Here is a 17705-nt window from a genome sequence, read left to right as displayed (position 1 = left end):
GCATATCGCCGCGCTGACCAAAGCACAGAATATCGATCACACCGATGCCGAAACGGCATCAGCGATGCCACCACCGGACCCGCCCCGTCCGGCATGGGCTCAAGCGTCGTTCAGGCGGGCTTCCTCACGCTCGCGCAGGCGCACTTCCTCGGCGATCTGCCGGGCCAGGGCATCCACCGCCACCGGCAGGTAGCGCCCGGTACGCACGTAGAGGCCGAGATCGCTGTGGATACCGCCGTTGTCCTGCAACGGCAGGAAGCGCAGTTCGCCGCTGGCGATGTCCGCCTCGATCCCCAGGCGGGTCTGGAACGCCACGCCGAGACCGCGCCGCGCCAGTTGCCGCGACAGCTCCAGGGAACTGCTTTCCAGCGCCGCCCGGCAAGGCTCGCGCAGGCGGCGCTGGAGCGGCGCCAGCAGGTGATGAATGGACAGTTCGCTCTTGGCCATGATCAGGCCATGTCCGGCGCAGTCGGCGAAGGTGATGGCGTCGCGCCGCGCCAGCGGGTGCTGCGGAGCGACGATGGCGCCGAGGCGGAAATGGCCGACGCTGATCTGCTGCAGATCGGCACTGCGCGGCAGGGCGAAGGCCAGGCCGAGGTCGACCGCGCCGCTGGCCACCGCATCGGGGATCGCCTGTGAGCCGAGCAGGGTGACACCGACGGTGACATCCGGATAGCGCTCGCGCATGGCCTTGAGCACGCAGGGCAGCAGGTCGCTGGTCACTGCCTCGATGGTGGCGATTTCCACATGCCCGGTGCGCAGGCCCTGCAACGCGTCCAGTTCGGAGCGCACCCGCTCCATGTCCTGCAGGACCACGGTGACGTGGCGCGCGAAGATCTCCCCGGCGCCGGTCAGGCGCAGGCCGCCGGGCAGGCGGTCGAACAGCGGCGCGCCGATCTCGTCCTCCAGCTTGAGGATCTGCCGGTTCACCGCCGACGAGGCGACGTTCAGGCGCCGCGCGGCTTCGCGGATCGAATCGCAACGGCGGACCATGTCGAAGTAATGGATGGCGGGCGCGTGGATGTGCAGCTTGCGGCTCATGGCGGACCAGAGGGGTGACGGAGCTGTCGACCTTCCGGGAAACGCCGGCGAATGGCAAGGGGAAGCACCGCCTCGCCGGCCCTCGCGCAGCGCGGACAAGCACTTGCGGCTATCCGTAACGCCACCGGCCTAGCGGGTCTCCTGCTGCGACTCCACGCCCAGTTCGTCCCACACCGACTCGGCCAGGTGGAAGGTCGCGTTGGCCGCCGGAATGCCGCAGTAGATGGCGCTCTGCATGATCACTTCCTTGATCTCGTCGCGACTCACGCCGTTGTTCTTCGCCGCGCGCAGGTGCAGCTTGAGTTCCTCGTTGCGGTTCATGCCGATCAGCATGGCGATGGTGACCAGGCTACGGGTGTGCCGCGGCAGCCCCGGGCGGGTCCAGATGTCGCCCCAGGCGTGGCGGGTGATCATCTCCTGGAACTCTTCGTTGAACGGCGTCAGGCTGGCCAGGCTGCGGTCGACATGGGCGTCGCCGAGCACCGCGCGGCGCACCTGCATGCCGGCCTCGTAGCGTTGTTTCTCGTCCATCGGCGGCTCCTCAGGCGGACAGCAGGAAATCGACCAGGCGGCGGCTGAAGGCGTCGCCGGCCTCGACATTGGACAGGTGCGCGGCGGCGAACACGGCCAGCTGCGCGTCGGCGATGCGCGCCTGCATGAAGCGGGCGTCGTCTGGAGTGGTCACGGCATCGTGGCTGCCGGCGACGACCAGCGTCGGCGCCTGGACCAGCCCGAGCTGCTCGCGGAAATCGGCGTCGCGCACCGCCGCGCAGTTGGCCGCATAGCCCTGCGGCGAGGTGGCCGCGAGCATCGCCACGATGCGCTCGGCCTGAGCCGGCTCGCGCTCGGCGAAACCCGCGGTGAACCAGCGCGCCAGCGAGGCGTCGCGGAGGTCGCGCATGGCCTGCTCGCCGCCTTTCAGGACGGTGTCGATGCGGGTGTTCCAGACCTCGTCGCTGGCGATCTTCGCCGCGGTATTGCACAGCACCAGCCGGCCGATCCGCGCGCCGGCATGGATGCCCAGCCACTGGCCGATCAGGCCGCCCATGGACAGCCCGCAGAAATGCACGCGCGGCAGGTCGAGGGCATCGAGCAGGGCAACCACGTCGGCGCCGAGCTGGCCGATGGAGTACGGTCCGGGGGTGACCAGCGAGGCGCCGTGGCCGCGGGTGTCGTAGCGCAGCACGCGGAAGTGGGCGGTGAGTGCGGGGATCTGCGTGTCCCACATGCCCAGGTCGGTGCCCAGCGAGTTTGACAACAGCAGCACCGGCGCGCCGGCCGGTCCTTCCAGGGAGTAGTTCAGGTCGCCGTCGGCGAGGCGTACGGTTGGCACGAAGGGATCTCCAGTCAGGCGGGATGGGGTTCGAAGCCCAGGGCATGGTGTTCGGCGAGCGCGCGCTCGACCCAGGCGCGGGCCTGGCCGAGGTAATGGGCGGGATCGAGCAGGCGGTCCAGTTCGTCGCCGGACAGCTCGGCGCTCACTCGCGCCTCTTCGCCGAGCACCACGCGCAACGCGCGGCGCTGCTCGACGGCGCGGCGGCAGCATTGCTCCACCAGGTGATGGGCGGCTTCGCGGCCAAGGCGACGGGCCAGGGCGATGCTCACCGCCTCGGCGAGCACCAGGCCGTGGGTCAGGCCGAGGTTGCGGCGCATCCGTCCGGCATCCACTTCCAGGCCTTCGAGCAAGCCGATCGCCTGTCGCAGCGCGCCGGAAACCAGGCAACAGAGTTCCGGCAGGGTTTCCCACTCGGCGTGCCAGAGGCCGAGGCTGCGCTCGTGCTCCTGCGGCATCGCCGCGAACAGGGTCGAGACCAGCCCCGGCGCACGGGTGGCGGCGGCGATCAGCACCGCGCTGCCCACCGGGTTGCGCTTGTGCGGCATGGTCGAGGAACCGCCACGCCCGGCGCCGGCCGGCTCGAAGACCTCGCCGGCCTCGGTCTGCATCAGCAGGCTGACATCACGACCGAGCTTGCCGAGGCTGCCGGCCACCAGGCCGAGCACGCTGGCGAATTCCACCAGGCGGTCGCGCTGGGTGTGCCAGGGCTGTTCGGGCAAAGCCAGGCCCAGTTCCTCGGCCAGCGCCGCGGCCACCGGCAGGGCCTGCTCGCCGAGCGCGGCGAGAGTCCCCGAGGCGCCGCCGAACTGCAACACCAGCAGGCGCGGGCGCAACTCGCGCAGGCGCTGGCGGTGCCGGGTCAAGGCACCGAGCAGGCCGGCGAGCTTCATGCCCAGGGTCACCGGGGTGGCGTGCTGCAACCAGGTGCGTCCGGCCAGGGGTGTGTCGGCATGCCGTGCGGCCTGGTCCGCCAGGGCCACGGCAAGACGCTGCAGATCCTCCTCGAGCAAGGTCAGCGCGCGACGCAGTTGCAGCACCAGGCCGCTGTCCATGGCGTCCTGGCTGGTGGCGCCGAGGTGAATGTAGCGTTCGGCCTCGGCGTCGCCAGCCGCCACCTGGCGGCCCAGCGCCTTGACCAGGGGGATCGCCGAGTTGCCGGCATTGGCGACCGCCTCGGCCAGTGCCAGCGGGTCGTACAGCTCGGCGCGGCAGGCCGCCTCGATCGGCGCCACCGCCGTCGCGGGAACCACCCCGACCCGCGCCTCGGCGCGAGCCAGGGCGGCCTCGAAATCGAGCATGCCCTGCAGGCGGCCCCGGTCGGAGAACACCGCGCGCATCGGCGCCGCCGTGAAGTAGGCGTCGAACAACTGGTTGGCGGGTACGTCGCTCATGGGTTTTCCTTTTTCCCGGCCCGTCAGGGCTCGTCGTTCAGGTAGCTGACCTTGCGCAGGTCCGGCAGGCTCACGCAGACCAGCAGCGCCAGCAGGCACATGGCTGAAACATACCAGTAGAAGACGTTCTCCATCCCCACCGACTTCAACCCCAGGGCGACGTACTCGGCCGAGCCGCCGAAGATCGCGTTGCCCACCGCGTAGGACACCCCGACCCGAGCGCGCGCACCTCCGGCGGGAACATCTCGGCCTTGATCAGGCCGCTGATGGAGGTGTACAGGCTGACGATGGCCAGCGCCAGGATGATCAGGAAGAAGGCCATGTAGGGACTGCTCACGGTCTTCAGCGCGAGCAGGATCGGCAGGGTGCAGAGGGTGCCCAGGGCGCCGAACCAGAGCATCGAGGTCTTGCGCCCGATACGGTCGGAGAGCATGCCGAACAGCGGTTGCATCAGCATGTACGCCAGCAGGGCGAAGGTCATCACCGCGCTGGCGGTCTTCGCGCTCATGCCGGCGGTGTTGACCAGGTACTTCTGCATGTAGGTGGTGAAGGTATAGAAGATCAGCGAGCCGCCGGCGGTGAAGCCGAGCACGGTGAAGAAGGCCCGCTTGTGCTTGCCGAACAGCTCGGCGAAGGTGCCGGACTCCTTGCGCTCGAGGGTCGACTTCGAAGCGGTCTCGTTCAGCGAGCGGCGCAGCCAGAGGGCGATCACCGCGGTGATCGCGCCGATCACGAAGGGAATCCGCCAGCCCCAGGCGCGCAGTTCGTCTTCGCTCAGCAACTGCTGCAGGATCACCACCACCAGCACCGCCAGCAACTGTCCGCCGATCAGGGTGACGTACTGGAACGAGGCGAAGAAGCCGCGCTGGCCCTTGAGCGCCACTTCGCTCATGTAGGTGGCGCTGGTGCCGTATTCGCCGCCCACCGACAGGCCCTGGAACATCCGCGCCAGCAACAGCAGGGTCGGCGCCAGGGTGCCGATGCTGGCGTAGGTGGGCATGCAGGCGATCGCCAGGGAGCCGGCACACATCATCACCACCGAGATCAGCATGGCGGTCTTGCGCCCGTGCTTGTCGGCGATGCGGCCGAACATCCAGCCGCCGATGGGTCGCATGAGGAAGCCGGCGGCGAACACCCCCGCGGTGTTCAGCAGCTGCACCGTGGGGTTATCGGAGGGGAAGAAGGCCGGGGCGAAGTAGATCGCGCAGAAGGCGTAGACGTAGAAGTCGAACCACTCCACGAGGTTGCCGGAAGAGGCGCCGACGATGGCGAAGATGCGCTTGCGGCGCTCTTCGTGGCTGTACTGGTGAACAGGGGCAGTCATGCTGTTGTTCTCTCGACAGGGTCCGTTTCATCCTGACCGTGTGACGGAGCGTCCTGTTCCGCTGCACGCACGCGGCGCCATCCACGAGTCCCGGATGGCGCCGCGCGACGCGCGTCTCATTGATACGGGGCGAGCGACCCGCTCCTGCCCGGTCAGACCCGCTCGATGGCCAGCGCCAGGCCCTGGCCGACGCCCACGCACATGGTCGCCAGGCCGCGCCGGCCGCCGCTCTTCTCCAGTTGGTGGAGCGCGGTGAGGACCAGCCGCGCGCCGCTCATCCCCAGCGGGTGACCGAGGGCGATGGCGCCGCCGTTCGGGTTGACCTTCTCGCTGTCGTCGGCCACGCCCAGTTCGCGCAGGCAGGCCAGGCCCTGGCTGGCGAAGGCTTCGTTGAGTTCGATCACGTCGAAGGCGTCGATCGCCAGGTCCAGGCGCCGCAACAGCTTGCGCACCGCCGGCACCGGGCCGATGCCCATGATCCGCGGGGCCACGCCGGCGCTGGCCATGCCCAGCACCCGCGCGCGCGGAGTCAGGCGATGCCTCTCCACCGCTTCGGCGGAGGCCAGGATCAGCGCGGCGGCGCCATCGTTGACCCCGGACGCGTTGCCGGCGGTGACGGTCCTGTCCGCGCCGTTGACCGGCTTGAGCCGGGCCAGCGCCTCCAGGCTGGTGTCCGGACGCGGGTGCTCGTCCTGCTCGACCAGGGTATCGCCCTTGCGTCCGCGAATCGTCACCGGGACGATTTCCTCGGCGAAGAAGCCGGCCGCCTGGGCCCGCCCGGCGCGCTGCTGGCTGCGCAGGGCGAAGGCGTCCTGGTCGGCGCGCGACACGCGGTAGTCGTCGGCGACGTTGTCGGCGGTCTGCGGCATCGGGTCGATGCCGTACTGCTCTTTCATCAGCGGGTTGACGAAGCGCCAACCGATGGTGGTGTCCTCGATCTTCTGCCCGCGGCCGAAGGCGCTATCGGCCTTGCCCATCACGTAGGGCGCGCGCGACATCGACTCGACGCCGCCGGCGATGGCCAGCTCCATCTCGCCGCTGGCGATGGCGCGGAACGCCGTGCCGATGGCGTCCATTCCCGAAGCGCAGAGGCGGTTGAGAGTGACCCCGGGCACGCTTTCCGGCAGCCCGGCCAGCAACAGCGCCATGCGCGCCACGTTGCGGTTGTCCTCGCCGGCCTGGTTGGCGCAGCCGAGGAACACCTCGTCCAGCGCCGACCAGTCGACACCCGGGTTGCGCTCGACCAGGGCCTTCAGCGGCACCGCCGCGAGGTCGTCGGCGCGCACCGCGGCGAGACTGCCGCCGAAGCGGCCGATAGGCGTGCGCACGGCATCGCAGATGAATACCTCGCGGCTCATTCGTCGCTCCCCTTCTGACCGTGGGCGGCCGCGGTGCGCGCTTCGAGATCGCGCAGGGCGGTCAGTTCGACCTCGTTCGGCGCCGGCGTCTCGGCGACCCGCTCGGCGAAGCGGATCGCCCAGCCGGTGGCCTCGACCACCTGCTCGCGGGTCACGCCCGGATGCAGGGAGGTGACCACGAATTCGTTGCTGCCGGCTTCCGGCTCCATGATGCACAGGTCGGTGATGATCGCCACCGGGCCCTTGCCCGGCAGGCCCAGGCGCTGGCGCGAGTCGCCGCCCTCGCCATGGCCGACCGAGGTGACGAAGGCCAGCTTGTCGACGAAGGTGCGGTGCGACTGCTTGAGGATGATCAGCACTTCCCTGGCGCTGCCGGCGATTTCCGGCGCGCCGCCGGCGCCCGGCAGGCGTACCTTGGGCTGGCGGTAGTCGCCGATCACGGTGGTGTTGATGTTGCCGAAGCGGTCGACCTGGGCCGCGCCGAGGAAGCCGACGTCGATCCGCCCGCCCTGCAGCCAGTAGCGGAAGATCTCGCCGGTGGGGACCACGGTGTCGGCGGTCTCGGCCAGCTCGCCGTCACCGATGGACAGCGGCAGGACGCTGGGCTTGGCGCCGATCGGGCCGGACTCGTAGATCAGCACGACGTCCGGCGAGGACGTCAGGCGCGCCAGGTTGGCGGCCTTCGACGGCAGGCCGATGCCGACGAAGCACACCGCGCCGTTGTGCAGGCGGCGGGCGGCGGCCACGGTCATCATCTCGTTGGTGCTGTAGCTGCTCATCGCTTGCCCTCCGCGAGCTTGGCCTGGAAGGCACCGAAGTCCTCGGTGCCGCGGATGTAGTCGTCGATCCACGCGGTGAAGGCGTCGCGGTCGCGGGCGATCGGGTCCCAGTCCTGGTAGAAGCGATTGTCGCGTTCGTAGTAGCCATGGGCGTAGGACGGATGCGCGCCGCCGGGTACCAGGCACACGGCGCTGAGCGCCCAGCTCGGCAGGACGCAGGCGTTCATCGGGGCGTCCAGCTCGTCGACGATTTCCTCGACGGTGACGATGCAGCGCCGCGCCGCCAGGGCCGCTTCCTTCTGCACGCCGAGGATGCCCCAGAGCAGCACGTTGCCCTTGCGGTCGGCCTTCTGCGCGTGGATCACGCTGACGTCCGGGCGCACCGAGGGCACCGCCGCCAGCACTTCGCCGGTGAACGGGCAGGTGACGCTGCGGATCAGCGGGTTGACCTTCGGCAGGTCGGAGCCGGCGTAGGCGCGCAGCACCGCGAAGGGCAGCCCGGAGGCGCCGGCGACATAGGCGTTGGCGAGGTCGGCGTGGCTGTGTTCCTCGATCTCCAGCGGTTGCGGCCAGCCCTTCTCCACCGCGTCGCGCAGGCGATGCAGCGAGCCGACGCCGGGGTTGCCGCCCCAGGAGAACACCAGCTTCCTCGCGCAGCCGGCGCCGATCAGCAGGTCGTAGACCAGGTCGGGGGTCATGCGGATCAGCGTCAGGTCCTTCTTGCCCTGGCGGATCAGCTCGTGGCCGGCGGCGGTCGGAATGAGGTGAGTGAAGCCTTCGAGGGCGACGCTGTCGCCATCGTGGACGAAGCGTTGCACCGCTTCGCGCAGGGAGAGGATTTCAGCCATCGGTCGGGTCTCGTCTTGTTGTGCGCTGCCTGGACGGCACGTGACGAAGACCTTACGCCGGGGTCCGAGGGCTCACAATCCGATAATCGATTAACAGTTCGATAATCGAACATAACGTTAGCAAGCAACCGACCCCTCGCGCGCCCATCCGGGCTCCGGGCTGCCCGCTACGCTGCAATGGGCCTGTCCTGCGCCGGAGAGCCTCGGGCAGGCGACGAGCCCACGCCTCATTCCTCGCTGTGGATCACCACCAGCAGCTCCGCCTGGGTCTCCCCCAGCGAGCGGATGCGGTGCGGCTTCTGCGCGTTGAAATGCAGGGCGTCGCCGCGCTCGAGGATGATCCGCTGGTTCATGAAGTCGACCTCCACCTGCCCTTCGTGGACGAAGATGAACTCCTCGCCCAGATGTTCCTTGAACGTCGAGTGGCTGAAGTCGCGCGGAGGGTGGACGATGAACGGCAGCAGCGCGCGGGCGCCGATCTGTTGCGCCAGGGAGGCATAGGCCGGGCCGTCGTCGCCGCTGGAAAGCGACTTGCGCTGGTCGCGGCGGACGATGCTGTAGCCGTCGAGGCCGTCGTTTTCCTCGCAGAACAGCTCTTCCACCTGGACGTTCAGCGCTTTCGCCAGCTTCAGCGCGGCGGCGATGGACGGCGTGTTCAGGCCGCGCTCGACCTTGGACAGGTAGCTCTTGGTCAGGCCGGTCTTCTCGGCCAGGGTCTCCAGCGTCACCCCGAGTTTTTTTCTCAGCAATTTCAAGCGCATGGACATTGCGGACAGCCTTCTCCCGATGGCAGTAAAACTTTTTCTTGCTAATGACACTTTGTGTCATATAACTTGATCCGTGTCATTTACAGCCGGGCCGTTGCGTGGCGCGCAACCGCCCGGCGTTTCCTCCGACCCGCTCCGTCAAAGGAACCTCGCATGGCTACGACACTGGAACTTCCCAAGGATCAACTGATCCAGCACGCGCTGAAGCAGATGAAATCCAGCCTCGGCGATAATACGTGGACTGACCGGCAAAAGCTGGCCCTGACCTGCCGGATTCTCTTCGAGGCCGGCCACGACTCGGGGCTCGCCGGGCAGATCACCTCGCGTGGCCCGGAGACGGGCACCTACTATACCCAGCAGCTGGGCCTGGGCTTCGACGAGATCAGCGCCGGCAACCTGCTGCTGGTGGACGAAGACCTCAACGTATTGCACGGCCACGGCATGGCCAACCCGGCCAACCGCTTCCACAGCTGGGTCTACCGCGCCCGCCCGGACGTCAACTGCATCATCCACACCCATCCGCTGCACATCGCCGCGCTGTCGACCCTGGAAGTGCCGCTGCAGGTCTCGCACATGGACCTCTGCCCGCTGTACGACGACTGCGCCTTCCTCAAGGACTGGCCGGGCGTGCCGGTAGGCAACGAAGAAGGCGAGATCATCTCCGCCGCCCTCGGCGACAAACGCGCCATCCTGCTCTCCCACCACGGCCTGCTGGCCACCGGTGCGAGCATCGAGGAAGCCTGCGTGATCGCGGTGCTGCTCGAACGCGCGGCAAAGATGCAACTGCTGGCGATGGCCGCCGGAGAGATCAAGCCGATCCCGCCGACCCTGGCGCGCGAGGCCCACGACTGGATCTCCACCCCGAAGCGCCACGGCGCCGCGTTCAACTACTACGCCCGGCGCTGCCTGCCGCGCAACAGCGACTGCCTGAGCTGAACGACCTTTCCCACCAGGTCCGACCTGGCATTTCCCACTCAATGTCACGGGTACAACCAATGTCCGCACCGATCCACGGCATCATCGGCTACACCATCACCCCCTTCGCCGCCGACGGCGCTCTCGACCTGCCGGCGCTCGGCCGCTCCATCGAGCGCCTGATCAATGGCGGCGTGCATGCCATCGCCCCGCTCGGCAGTACCGGCGAAGGCGCCTACCTGAGCGACCCGGAATGGGACGAGGTGGTCGACTTCACCCTGAAGACCGTCGCCCACCGCGTGCCGACCATCGTCAGCGTCTCCGACCTGACCACCGCCAAGACCGTGCGCCGCGCGCAGTTCGCCGAGTCCCTCGGCGCCGAGGCGGTGATGGTCCTGCCGATTTCCTACTGGAAGCTCAACGAGGCCGAGGTGTTCCAGCACTATCGCGCGGTGGGCGAGGCCATCGGCGTGCCGGTGATGCTCTACAACAACCCGGGCACCAGCGGCATCGACATGTCGGTGGAGCTGATCCTGCGCATCGTCCGCGAAGTGGACAACGTGACCATGGTCAAGGAGAGCACCGGCGACATCCAGCGCATGCACAAGCTGCGCCTGCTCGGCGAAGGCCGGGTGCCCTTCTACAACGGTTGCAACCCGCTGGCGCTGGAGGCCTTCGTGGCCGGTGCGAAAGGCTGGTGCACCGCCGCGCCGAACCTGATCCCGACGCTCAACGGCCAGCTCTACCAGGCGGTCCTGGATGGCGACCTGGAACGGGCCCGGGCGTTGTTCTACCGGCAGCTACCGCTGCTCGACTTCATTCTCCGCCGGGGCCTGCCGACCACCATCAAGGCCGGCCTGGCTCTCTCCGGCCTGGAGGTGGGGGCGCCGCGCCTTCCGGTGCAGGCGCTGGATACCGAGGGCTGTCGGTATCTGCAGGGGTTGTTGGAAGAGCTGCGCTGATCACCCCGTCAGCGCTTTGACCGACGGGCCCGGACGACTTGGGGCCCGTCGTTTTTTTTGCGCCATCCCCACCCGGTTCAGCGCGCCGCCCAGGCGTTGAAGCGCTGTTCCAGTTCCTCGCCGTGATCCACCCAGAACCCGGCGTCCACCGCCCGCGCGCCTTCGAGGTTGGCCGGCGCGGTCGGCAGCGCTTCCTGCACCGTCTCCGGCAGCAACGCCAGGGTGCCCTTGTGTACCGGCCCGTAGGGGATCTGCTCGGAGAACACCTTCTGCGTCTGCGGCTGGCTGGCGAAGGCGATGAATTTCTCCGCCAGCGCCTTGTTCGGCGTGCCCTTCACCACCGCCCAGTACTCCGGATCGTAGAGACTGCCGGGCCAGACGATGGCCAGTTTCACCCCCTCCTTCTGCGCAGCGGCGATGCGCCCGTTGTAGGCCGCGCTCATCACCACGTCGCCGGCCGCCAGCCATTGCGGCGGCTGGGCGCCGGCCTCCCACCACTGGATGTTCGGCTTGAGCTGGTCGAGCTTGGCGAAGGCGCGGCTGACCCCCTCCGGGGTGGCGAGTACCTTGTAGAGGTCCTCCGCCTTCACCCCGTCGGCCAGCAACGCCACTTCCAGGGTGTACTTGGCGCCCTTGCGCAGGCCACGCTTGCCGGGGAACTCGCGGACGTTCCAGAAATCCGCCCAGGACTGCGGCGCGCGGGCCAGCTTCGTCGAGTCGTAGGCCAGCACCATCGACCAGACGTAGGTGGCCACCCCGCACTCGCTGAAAGTGCCGGGGACGAACTGCGCGGGATCGCCGAAGCGCGCCGGGTCGAGGCGTTCGAAAAGCCCCTCGTCGCAGCCGCGGAGCAGTTCGGGACTCTCCACCTCGACCACGTCCCAGCTGACCTTGCCGACGTCGACCATGGCCTTCACCTTGGCCATCTCGCCGTTGTATTCGCCGGCCACCACCCGCCCGCCGCCGCTTCGCTCGAAGGGTTTGAAATAGGCCTGCTCCTGGGCGGCCTTGGTCGCGCCGCCGAAGGAGATCACCGTCAGGCTCTGGCCCTGCGCCTGGGCCGCCGCGGCGAACGCCAGGCCGAACAGGGACAACCGGGAAAACACGTGTGCGCACTGGTGCAAGGACTTGTACATGGAACACTCCCACAGCCGATTGGCATTGTTGTGATGTTGCTGAGGCAGTTGCCGGCCAGAGGCCGAAACGGTTCCGCGCGCGGGCGCCAGGCGCCGCGTCGTCGTTATGGGGGGACGCTCCGTGTCGCAGGCGACCCGGCCGAGGCCGGGCCGCCGGGGCGCGTCAAAGCACGCCGATCTCGCGCGCGGTGCGATCCACCGCGATACGGGTCTTGTCGATCAGTTCGTCGATCTCGGCACGCCCGGCCACCAGCGCCGGGGCCATGATCATGCGGCCGAGGGTGGAGCGGATGATCACGCCCTCCTCGAAGCCGATGGTGCGGCAGCGCCAGGCCAGCTCGTTCTCGTTGGCGAAGCGCCTGCGGGTCGCCTTGTCCTCGGCGAACTGCAGCGCGGCGACGAAGCCGGCGCCCTGGACCTCGCCGACCAGCGGATGCGCGCCGAACACCTCGCGCAGGCAGCCCTGCAGGTAGGGCCCGGTCTCGTCCCGGACCCGCGTGACCACGCCCTCGTCGCGCAGCGCCTTGAGGTTGGCGATGGCCACCGCGGCCGCCACCGGGTGGCCGGAGTAGGTCAGGCCATGGGCGAACACCCCGCCCTGCTCCACCAGCACCTCGGCGATGCGCTTGCCGAGCACCAGGCCGCCCATGGGGATGTAACCGGAGGTCAGGCCCTTGGCGATGGACAGGGTATCCGGCTGGAAGCCGAAGTGTTCGTGGGCGAACCATTCGCCGGTGCGGCCGAAGCCGCCGATCACCTCGTCGGCGCACAGCAGCACGTCGTACTGCCGGCAGATGCGCTGGATCTCCGGCCAGTAGCTCTCCGGCGGGAAGATCATGCCGCCGGCGCCCTGGAAGGGTTCGGCGACGAAGGCGGCGACGTTCTCCGCGCCCAGTTCGAGGATCTTCTCCTCCAGTTGCAGCGCCGCGCGGCGGCCGAACTCGGCCGGGCTCAGCTCGCCGCCGTTGGCGTACCAGTAGGGTTCGTCGATGTGGGCGAAGTCCGGCAGCATGCCACCCATCTCGTGCATGAACTTCATCCCGCCGAGCGCGGTGCTGCCCAGGGTCGAGCCGTGGTAGCCGTTCCAGCGGCCGATCATGATCTTCTTCTGCGGCTTGCCGAGGATCTGCCAGTAGCGCCGCACGGTACGGATCAGCACCTCGTTGGCCTCGGAGCCGGAGTTGGTGTAGATCGCGTGGCTGTAGTGGTCCGGCAGCAGGCTGAAGAGCAGCTCGGAAAGCTCCACCACCGCCGGGTGGGTGGTGTGGAAGAACATGTTGTAGTAGGGCAATTGTTCCAGCTGGCGGCTGGCGGCGGCGGCGAGGTCCTGGCGGCCGTAGCCGAGGTTGGTGCACCAGAGGCCGGACATGCCGTCCAGGTAGCGCTTGCCATCGTTGTCCCAGAGCTGCAGGCCGTCGCCGCGGACCATCACCCGCGGGCCTTCGCGGTTCAGCGCCTTCTGGTCGAGGAAGGCGTGGATGTGGTGCGCGGCGTCCAGTTGCTGGTAGTCGCGGGTGTCGCGCTGCGGGTTGAGCTGAGCGGTCATCGTCTGTGTTCTCCTTGTTCCCTTGGCGCGTCAGGCCGAAGGGGATTGCAGGGGATCGAGGGCGACGGACTTGCCCTGGGCAGTCTCACCGGCCGTCTCGAGCGGTTCGGGTACGAAGAGGGGCTTGCGCATCACGCCCTTGATCCACACCACCGCCACCAGCGAGACCACGCCCAGCACCACGCCGGCGCTGGCGAAGATCCGTCCGGTCATTTCCGGGGTCGGCGAGACGTGGACCACCGCGTAGATCATCCCGGCGATGCCGAACAACTGCGGCAGCGGGTAGAACGGCGTGCGGAACGGACGGGCGATGTGCGGGTAGCGCCGGCGCAGGGCCAGCACGTCGACGTGGGCGATGATGTAGGCCAGCAGCCAGGCCAGCGCGGCGGCGAGCAGCAGCAGGTTGATCGAGTCCGGGTCCTGGCCGAGGATCAGGATCGGCAGGCCGGTGATCGCGGCGACGAACAGCACCGCCACCCACGGCGTGCGCGCCCGCCGGCTGAGCTGCCTGAACTGCGGGAAGGCCTGGCCGTTCTGCGCCATCCCGTAGAGCATCCGCGGGATCGCCGCCAGCGACGAGTTCAGGGTACTGCAAGTGGCGGTGATCGCGGCGATCACCAGGAACAGCTGGCCGTACTCGCCGAACACGCGGTTGGCGAAGAGGAAGTGCGGCAGCGGGTCGCCGGCCAGTTCCGCCTGCGGGATGCACAGCAGCGCGCCGAAGCAGTAGAGGGCGATGGTCAGGAAGATGATGCTCAGGCCGAGGATCATCGAGCGCGGGATGTTGCGCTCCGGGCGCCGCGTCTCCTCCACCAGCGGGCAGACGAACTCGGCGCCGACGAAGCCCCACACGGCCATCGCGGTGAGCGCCAGGGCGCTGACCCCGAGCGGGTTCCAGCCGCTCGCCAGGGCGGTCTGCGCGGAGGCGTGGTCGCTGCTCACCGCACCCAGGCCGAGCACCAGCAGGACGATCATCATCAGCAGCGCCAGGGCGCTCTGCAGGCGCGCGAAGATGTCGATGCCGAGCAGGTTGAGCAGGGTGAACAGGCCGAGCACGCCGTAGGCCACCAGCATCGGCGGCAACGCGCCGGGGTAGACCTTGCCGATGATCAGGTCGAGCAGCAGCAGTTCCGCCGAGAGGGCGAACATCGCCACCACCACGTAACCGGAAAAGGTCGCCAGGATCGCCGGGAAATGCCCGATGGCCACCTCGGTGTAGCTGCTCAGGCCACCGGCGCGGGGAATCATCAGGGCCAGTTCGGAAAAGGAAAAGGCGTAGCTCAGCGCCAGCAGGTAGGCCACTCCCAGCGGCACGATGAAGCCCGGCCCGGCCGTCCCGGCGCCTTGCAGCATCAGCACCATCACGCCCTGGGAAACCACCAGGCCGATGGCCACCGCCAGCAGCGGCCCCAGCCCGAGCACGCGGCGCAGGGCCGGTTCACGCACGTTCGGCGTGTCGTTCATTCGATCGTCCTCTTGTTGTCGTTATCGGCATCGAGTCGTGTCGTGTCCGTCGCGTCTTCAGCGCAACTGGAACCAGGTCGTCTTCAACTGGGTGTACTTGTCGAAGGAATGCAGCGACAGGTCGCGACCGAAGCCGGACTGCTTGCCGCCACCGAAAGGCACCGCAACGTCCAGCGCGTCCACGGTATTCACCGACACCGTTCCGGCATTCAAGCGCCGCGCCACCCGGTGCGCACGGTGCAGGTCGTCGCTCCACAGCGAGGCGGCGAGGCCGTAGCGGCTGTCGTTGGCCAGGCGTATGGCCTCGTCCTCGGAATCGAAGGCGCTGATCGCCAGCACCGGACCGAAGATTTCCTCGCGGGCCAGCTGCATATCCGGGCGTACGCCGCCGAACAGGGTCGGTTCGATGAAGTTGTCCGAACCGTTGATCGTCAATCGGCGGCCGCCGCCGAGCAGGGTCGCGCCCTCGCCTTGCGCCCGCTCGATGGCGGCGAGGATCCCGGCGGTCTGCCGGCGGTCGACGATGGCGCCGGCGCGGCTGGCCGGGTCCAGCGGATCGCCCGGCTGCCAGTCGCGGGCCTTGGCCAGCAGGCGCTCGACGAACTCGTCGTGGATCGAACGCTCCACCAGCAACCGCGAGTTCGCCGAACAGACCTCGCCCTGGTTGAAGAAGATGCCGAAGGCGGCCTTCTCCGCCGCCAGGTCGAGATCGCGGCAATCGGCGAACACCAGGTTCGGACTCTTGCCGCCGCACTCCAGCCAGACCTGCTTGAGGTTGGATTGCGCGGAATACTGCATGAAGTACTTGCCGACCTCGGTGGAGCCGGTGAACACCAGAGCGTCCACCTCCGGGTGCAGGCCGAGGGCCTTGCCGGCCTGCTCGCCGAGGCCCGGCACCACGTTCAGCACGCCTTCCGGCACCCCCGCCTCCAGGGCCAGCTCGGCCAGGCGCAGGGCGGAGAACGGCGACTGCTCGGCCGGCTTGAGCACCACCGAGTTGCCGGCGGCCAGGGCCGGGGCGAGCTTCCAGGCGGCCATGTCGAGCGGGAAGTTCCACGGCACCACCGCGCCGATCACCCCCAGCGGCACGCGGGTAATGGTGGCCAGGGCCTCCCGGGCGGTCGGCGCGACCTGGTCGTAGAGCTTGTCGAGGCTTTCCGCATACCAGGCGAAGACGTGTGCGGCGCCTGGCACATCGATGTTCCAGGCGTCCATCACCGGCTTGCCCATGTTCAGCGAATCGAGCAGCGCCAGCTCTTCGCGATGGGCCAGCATCAGCTCGGCCAGGCGCAGCAGCACGCGCTTGCGCTCGACCGGGGCGAGACGCGCCCAGGGGCCTTCGTCGAAGGCGCGGCGGGCGGCGGCCACTGCCGCATCGACGTCGGTCGCGTCGCAGGCCGCGACCCGCGCCAGCAGGCGATTGCTCGCCGGATCGATGGCGTCGAAGGTAGCGCCGCTGGCGGCCGGACGCTGGCGGCCGCCGATCACGGCCTGGTCGATGAAGCGCTGTGTCGCGGCGCGCCGTTGCCAATCGCTGAGTTCGAACACCCCACCTTCTCCTTGTCATCTCGCCGGTCTGCGCCGGTCGTTGTTGTGCACGCATGGCCCGGACCGCCGGGTGGCGGACCGCTGTCCATGGGGTCGATGGGGAAGGATGGTCGCGCAAGCCGCTGCGAAGGAAAATTATTAAAAATGTCCTCGGGACATAAGAAAAAGCTGGCCAGGCGTGCCCCGGCAAAGTGCGTCGTGCTGGGTTATCGTGCAGGCGGGCAATCGTCTTCGCGGCCAGCGCCGCGACGCTCGGCAGCGGCCTGCAACTTGCTTGCAGCGCGGCGAACACAACAATCGAGGCGCGCACGCCCGGCCCGGGGAGGATGATGCGCCGATGAGGTCTTGCAGTGGCGTCCTATACCTTGCGGCAACTCAAGTATTTCGTGACCACCGTGGAATGCGGCAGCGTGGCCGAGGCCTCGCGCAAGCTGTACATCGCCCAGCCGTCGATCTCCACGGCGGTGAAGGGGCTGGAGGAAAGCTTCGGCGTGCAGCTGTTCATCCGCCACCACGCCCAGGGCGTGTCGCTGACCCCCGCCGGCGCGCGCTTCTACCGCAAGGCCCAGGAACTGCTGCGGATGGCCCACGAGTTCGAGCAGAACGCCCTGGCCGACAACGACGTGATCGCCGGGCAGATCGACATCGGCTGCTTCGAGACGGTCGCCCCGCTCTACCTGCCGGGCCTGATCGCCGGCTTTCGCCAGGCCTATCCGGGGGTGGAGATCCGCATCCGCGACGGCGAGCAGCAGGAGCTGGTGCAGGGCCTCACTTCGGGGCGCTTCGACCTGGCCTTTCTCTACGAGCACGACCTCGACTCGACCATCGAGACCGAGCCGCTGATGCCGCCGCAACGACCCCACGCGCTGCTCCCCGAAGGCCACCGCTTCGCCGGCCAGGCGCAGGTATCGCTGCGCGACCTGTGCCTGGAGCCGATGATCCTGCTCGACGTGCAGCCCAGCCGCACCTACTTCGTCAGTCTGTTCGAGGAGCTCGGCCTGACCCCGAACATCGCCTTCAGCTCGCCGTCGATCGAGATGGTCCGCGGCATGGTCGGCCAGGGCTTCGGCTTCTCCCTGCTGGTCACCCGCCCGCATTCGGAATGCACCTACGATGGCAAGAAGGTAGTCATGGTCGACCTCGCCGAACCGGTGTCCACCTCCGGGCTCGCCGCCGCCTGGCTGAAACGCGCGCAACTGACCAAGCCGGCACGATTGTTCGTCGACTACTGCCGGGAGCAGCTGGGCAAGCTCGCCGTGCGCCGGTACTGACCCTCAGCTTTCCGACATT

General features: G+C 68.5%; 15 protein-coding genes and 1 pseudogene. 3 read left to right on the top strand and 13 right to left on the bottom strand.

Annotation, left to right across the window (positions count from 1 at the left end; genetic code table 11):
• Window positions 1-99 precede the first annotated feature (99 nt).
• The 9 genes and pseudogenes from B7D75_RS01190 to B7D75_RS01150 form a co-directional block, all read right to left on the bottom strand.
• Window positions 100-1041, bottom strand: coding sequence for a LysR family transcriptional regulator (locus tag B7D75_RS01190; protein ID WP_003151090.1), 942 nt, complete (start codon window positions 1039-1041; stop codon window positions 100-102).
• 129 nt (window positions 1042-1170) lie between these two features.
• Window positions 1171-1572, bottom strand: coding sequence for a 4-carboxymuconolactone decarboxylase (pcaC, locus tag B7D75_RS01185; RefSeq protein ID WP_003151089.1), 402 nt, complete (start codon window positions 1570-1572; stop codon window positions 1171-1173).
• Between the two features lie 10 nt (window positions 1573-1582).
• Window positions 1583-2374, bottom strand: a complete 792-nt coding sequence (gene pcaD, locus B7D75_RS01180; RefSeq protein WP_043100109.1) for a 3-oxoadipate enol-lactonase — start codon at window positions 2372-2374, stop codon at window positions 1583-1585.
• 14 nt (window positions 2375-2388) lie between these two features.
• Window positions 2389-3768 carry a 3-carboxy-cis,cis-muconate cycloisomerase gene (locus tag B7D75_RS01175; protein ID WP_053816499.1) on the bottom strand — a complete coding sequence of 460 codons (1380 nt, stop codon included), beginning with the start codon at window positions 3766-3768 and terminating at the stop codon, window positions 2389-2391.
• 23 nt (window positions 3769-3791) lie between these two features.
• A pseudogene (locus tag B7D75_RS01170) lies at window positions 3792-5092 on the bottom strand (MFS family transporter).
• Between the two features lie 152 nt (window positions 5093-5244).
• Window positions 5245-6450 carry a 3-oxoadipyl-CoA thiolase gene (gene pcaF / locus B7D75_RS01165; RefSeq protein WP_034079341.1) on the bottom strand — a complete coding sequence of 402 codons (1206 nt, stop codon included), beginning with the start codon at window positions 6448-6450 and terminating at the stop codon, window positions 5245-5247.
• Window positions 6447-7229, bottom strand: coding sequence for a CoA-transferase subunit beta (locus B7D75_RS01160; protein ID WP_003156144.1), 783 nt, complete (start codon window positions 7227-7229; stop codon window positions 6447-6449). The genes pcaF and B7D75_RS01160 overlap by 4 nt, the downstream gene beginning before the upstream one ends.
• Window positions 7226-8077, bottom strand: coding sequence for a CoA transferase subunit A (locus B7D75_RS01155; protein ID WP_003156146.1), 852 nt, complete (start codon window positions 8075-8077; stop codon window positions 7226-7228). The genes B7D75_RS01160 and B7D75_RS01155 overlap by 4 nt, the downstream gene beginning before the upstream one ends.
• Window positions 8078-8304: 227 nt before the next feature.
• Window positions 8305-8844, bottom strand: coding sequence for a helix-turn-helix domain-containing protein (locus B7D75_RS01150; RefSeq protein WP_003156148.1), 540 nt, complete (start codon window positions 8842-8844; stop codon window positions 8305-8307).
• A 153-nt stretch (window positions 8845-8997) separates the two neighbouring features.
• On the opposite strand from B7D75_RS01150, the gene B7D75_RS01145 reads away from it, so the two are divergent.
• Window positions 8998-9780, top strand: a complete 783-nt coding sequence (locus tag B7D75_RS01145) for an aldolase (RefSeq protein WP_012073866.1) — start codon at window positions 8998-9000, stop codon at window positions 9778-9780.
• 59 nt (window positions 9781-9839) lie between these two features.
• Window positions 9840-10721 carry a dihydrodipicolinate synthase family protein gene (locus tag B7D75_RS01140; protein WP_012073865.1) on the top strand — a complete coding sequence of 294 codons (882 nt, stop codon included), beginning with the start codon at window positions 9840-9842 and terminating at the stop codon, window positions 10719-10721.
• Window positions 10722-10798: 77 nt separating this feature from the next.
• Here the strand turns inward: B7D75_RS01140 and B7D75_RS01135 are convergent, their stop codons facing one another.
• From B7D75_RS01135 to B7D75_RS01120, 4 genes are all read right to left on the bottom strand, one after another.
• Window positions 10799-11857: an ABC transporter substrate-binding protein gene (locus B7D75_RS01135; protein ID WP_079976450.1), complete on the bottom strand. Its 1059-nt coding sequence runs from the start codon at window positions 11855-11857 to the stop codon at window positions 10799-10801.
• A gap of 163 nt (window positions 11858-12020) precedes the next feature.
• Entirely contained in the window at window positions 12021-13403 is a 1383-nt protein-coding gene (locus B7D75_RS01130; RefSeq protein WP_107113661.1) for an aspartate aminotransferase family protein, read from the bottom strand.
• Window positions 13404-13433: 30 nt separating this feature from the next.
• Window positions 13434-14867: an APC family permease gene (locus B7D75_RS01125; protein WP_043100102.1), complete on the bottom strand. Its 1434-nt coding sequence runs from the start codon at window positions 14865-14867 to the stop codon at window positions 13434-13436.
• A gap of 57 nt (window positions 14868-14924) precedes the next feature.
• Window positions 14925-16415, bottom strand: coding sequence for an aldehyde dehydrogenase (locus B7D75_RS01120; RefSeq protein ID WP_033998542.1), 1491 nt, complete (start codon window positions 16413-16415; stop codon window positions 14925-14927).
• 350 nt (window positions 16416-16765) lie between these two features.
• Between B7D75_RS01120 and B7D75_RS01110 the strand changes: the two genes are divergently transcribed.
• Entirely contained in the window at window positions 16766-17686 is a 921-nt protein-coding gene (locus B7D75_RS01110; protein ID WP_012073859.1) for a LysR substrate-binding domain-containing protein, read from the top strand.
• The last annotated feature ends 19 nt before the right edge of the window (window positions 17687-17705 follow it).

It is taken from the genome of Pseudomonas paraeruginosa (genome assembly GCF_003025345.2).
Classification (GTDB): domain Bacteria; phylum Pseudomonadota; class Gammaproteobacteria; order Pseudomonadales; family Pseudomonadaceae; genus Pseudomonas; species Pseudomonas paraeruginosa.
Note: the sequence above shows the minus strand (reverse complement) of the source record. Positions and strands in the feature narration are given on the sequence as shown.

Excerpts from the sequence above, each read along its gene's own strand:
- B7D75_RS01135 (WP_079976450.1), bottom strand. The coding sequence starts at position 11,857 with ATGTACAAGTCCTTGCACCAGTGCGCACACGTGTTTTCCCGGTTGTCC.
- B7D75_RS01125 (WP_043100102.1), bottom strand. The coding sequence starts at position 14,867 with ATGAACGACACGCCGAACGTGCGTGAACCGGCCCTGCGCCGCGTGCTC.
- pcaF (WP_034079341.1), bottom strand. The coding sequence starts at position 6,450 with ATGAGCCGCGAGGTATTCATCTGCGATGCCGTGCGCACGCCTATCGGC.
- B7D75_RS01145 (WP_012073866.1), top strand. The coding sequence starts at position 8,998 with ATGGCTACGACACTGGAACTTCCCAAGGATCAACTGATCCAGCACGCG.
- B7D75_RS01160 (WP_003156144.1), bottom strand. The coding sequence starts at position 7,229 with ATGAGCAGCTACAGCACCAACGAGATGATGACCGTGGCCGCCGCCCGC.
- B7D75_RS01175 (WP_053816499.1), bottom strand. The coding sequence starts at position 3,768 with ATGAGCGACGTACCCGCCAACCAGTTGTTCGACGCCTACTTCACGGCG.
- B7D75_RS01130 (WP_107113661.1), bottom strand. The coding sequence starts at position 13,403 with ATGACCGCTCAGCTCAACCCGCAGCGCGACACCCGCGACTACCAGCAA.
- B7D75_RS01150 (WP_003156148.1), bottom strand. The coding sequence starts at position 8,844 with ATGTCCATGCGCTTGAAATTGCTGAGAAAAAAACTCGGGGTGACGCTG.
- B7D75_RS01155 (WP_003156146.1), bottom strand. The coding sequence starts at position 8,077 with ATGGCTGAAATCCTCTCCCTGCGCGAAGCGGTGCAACGCTTCGTCCAC.
- pcaC (WP_003151089.1), bottom strand. The coding sequence starts at position 1,572 with ATGGACGAGAAACAACGCTACGAGGCCGGCATGCAGGTGCGCCGCGCG.
- B7D75_RS01190 (WP_003151090.1), bottom strand. The coding sequence starts at position 1,041 with ATGAGCCGCAAGCTGCACATCCACGCGCCCGCCATCCATTACTTCGAC.
- B7D75_RS01140 (WP_012073865.1), top strand. The coding sequence starts at position 9,840 with ATGTCCGCACCGATCCACGGCATCATCGGCTACACCATCACCCCCTTC.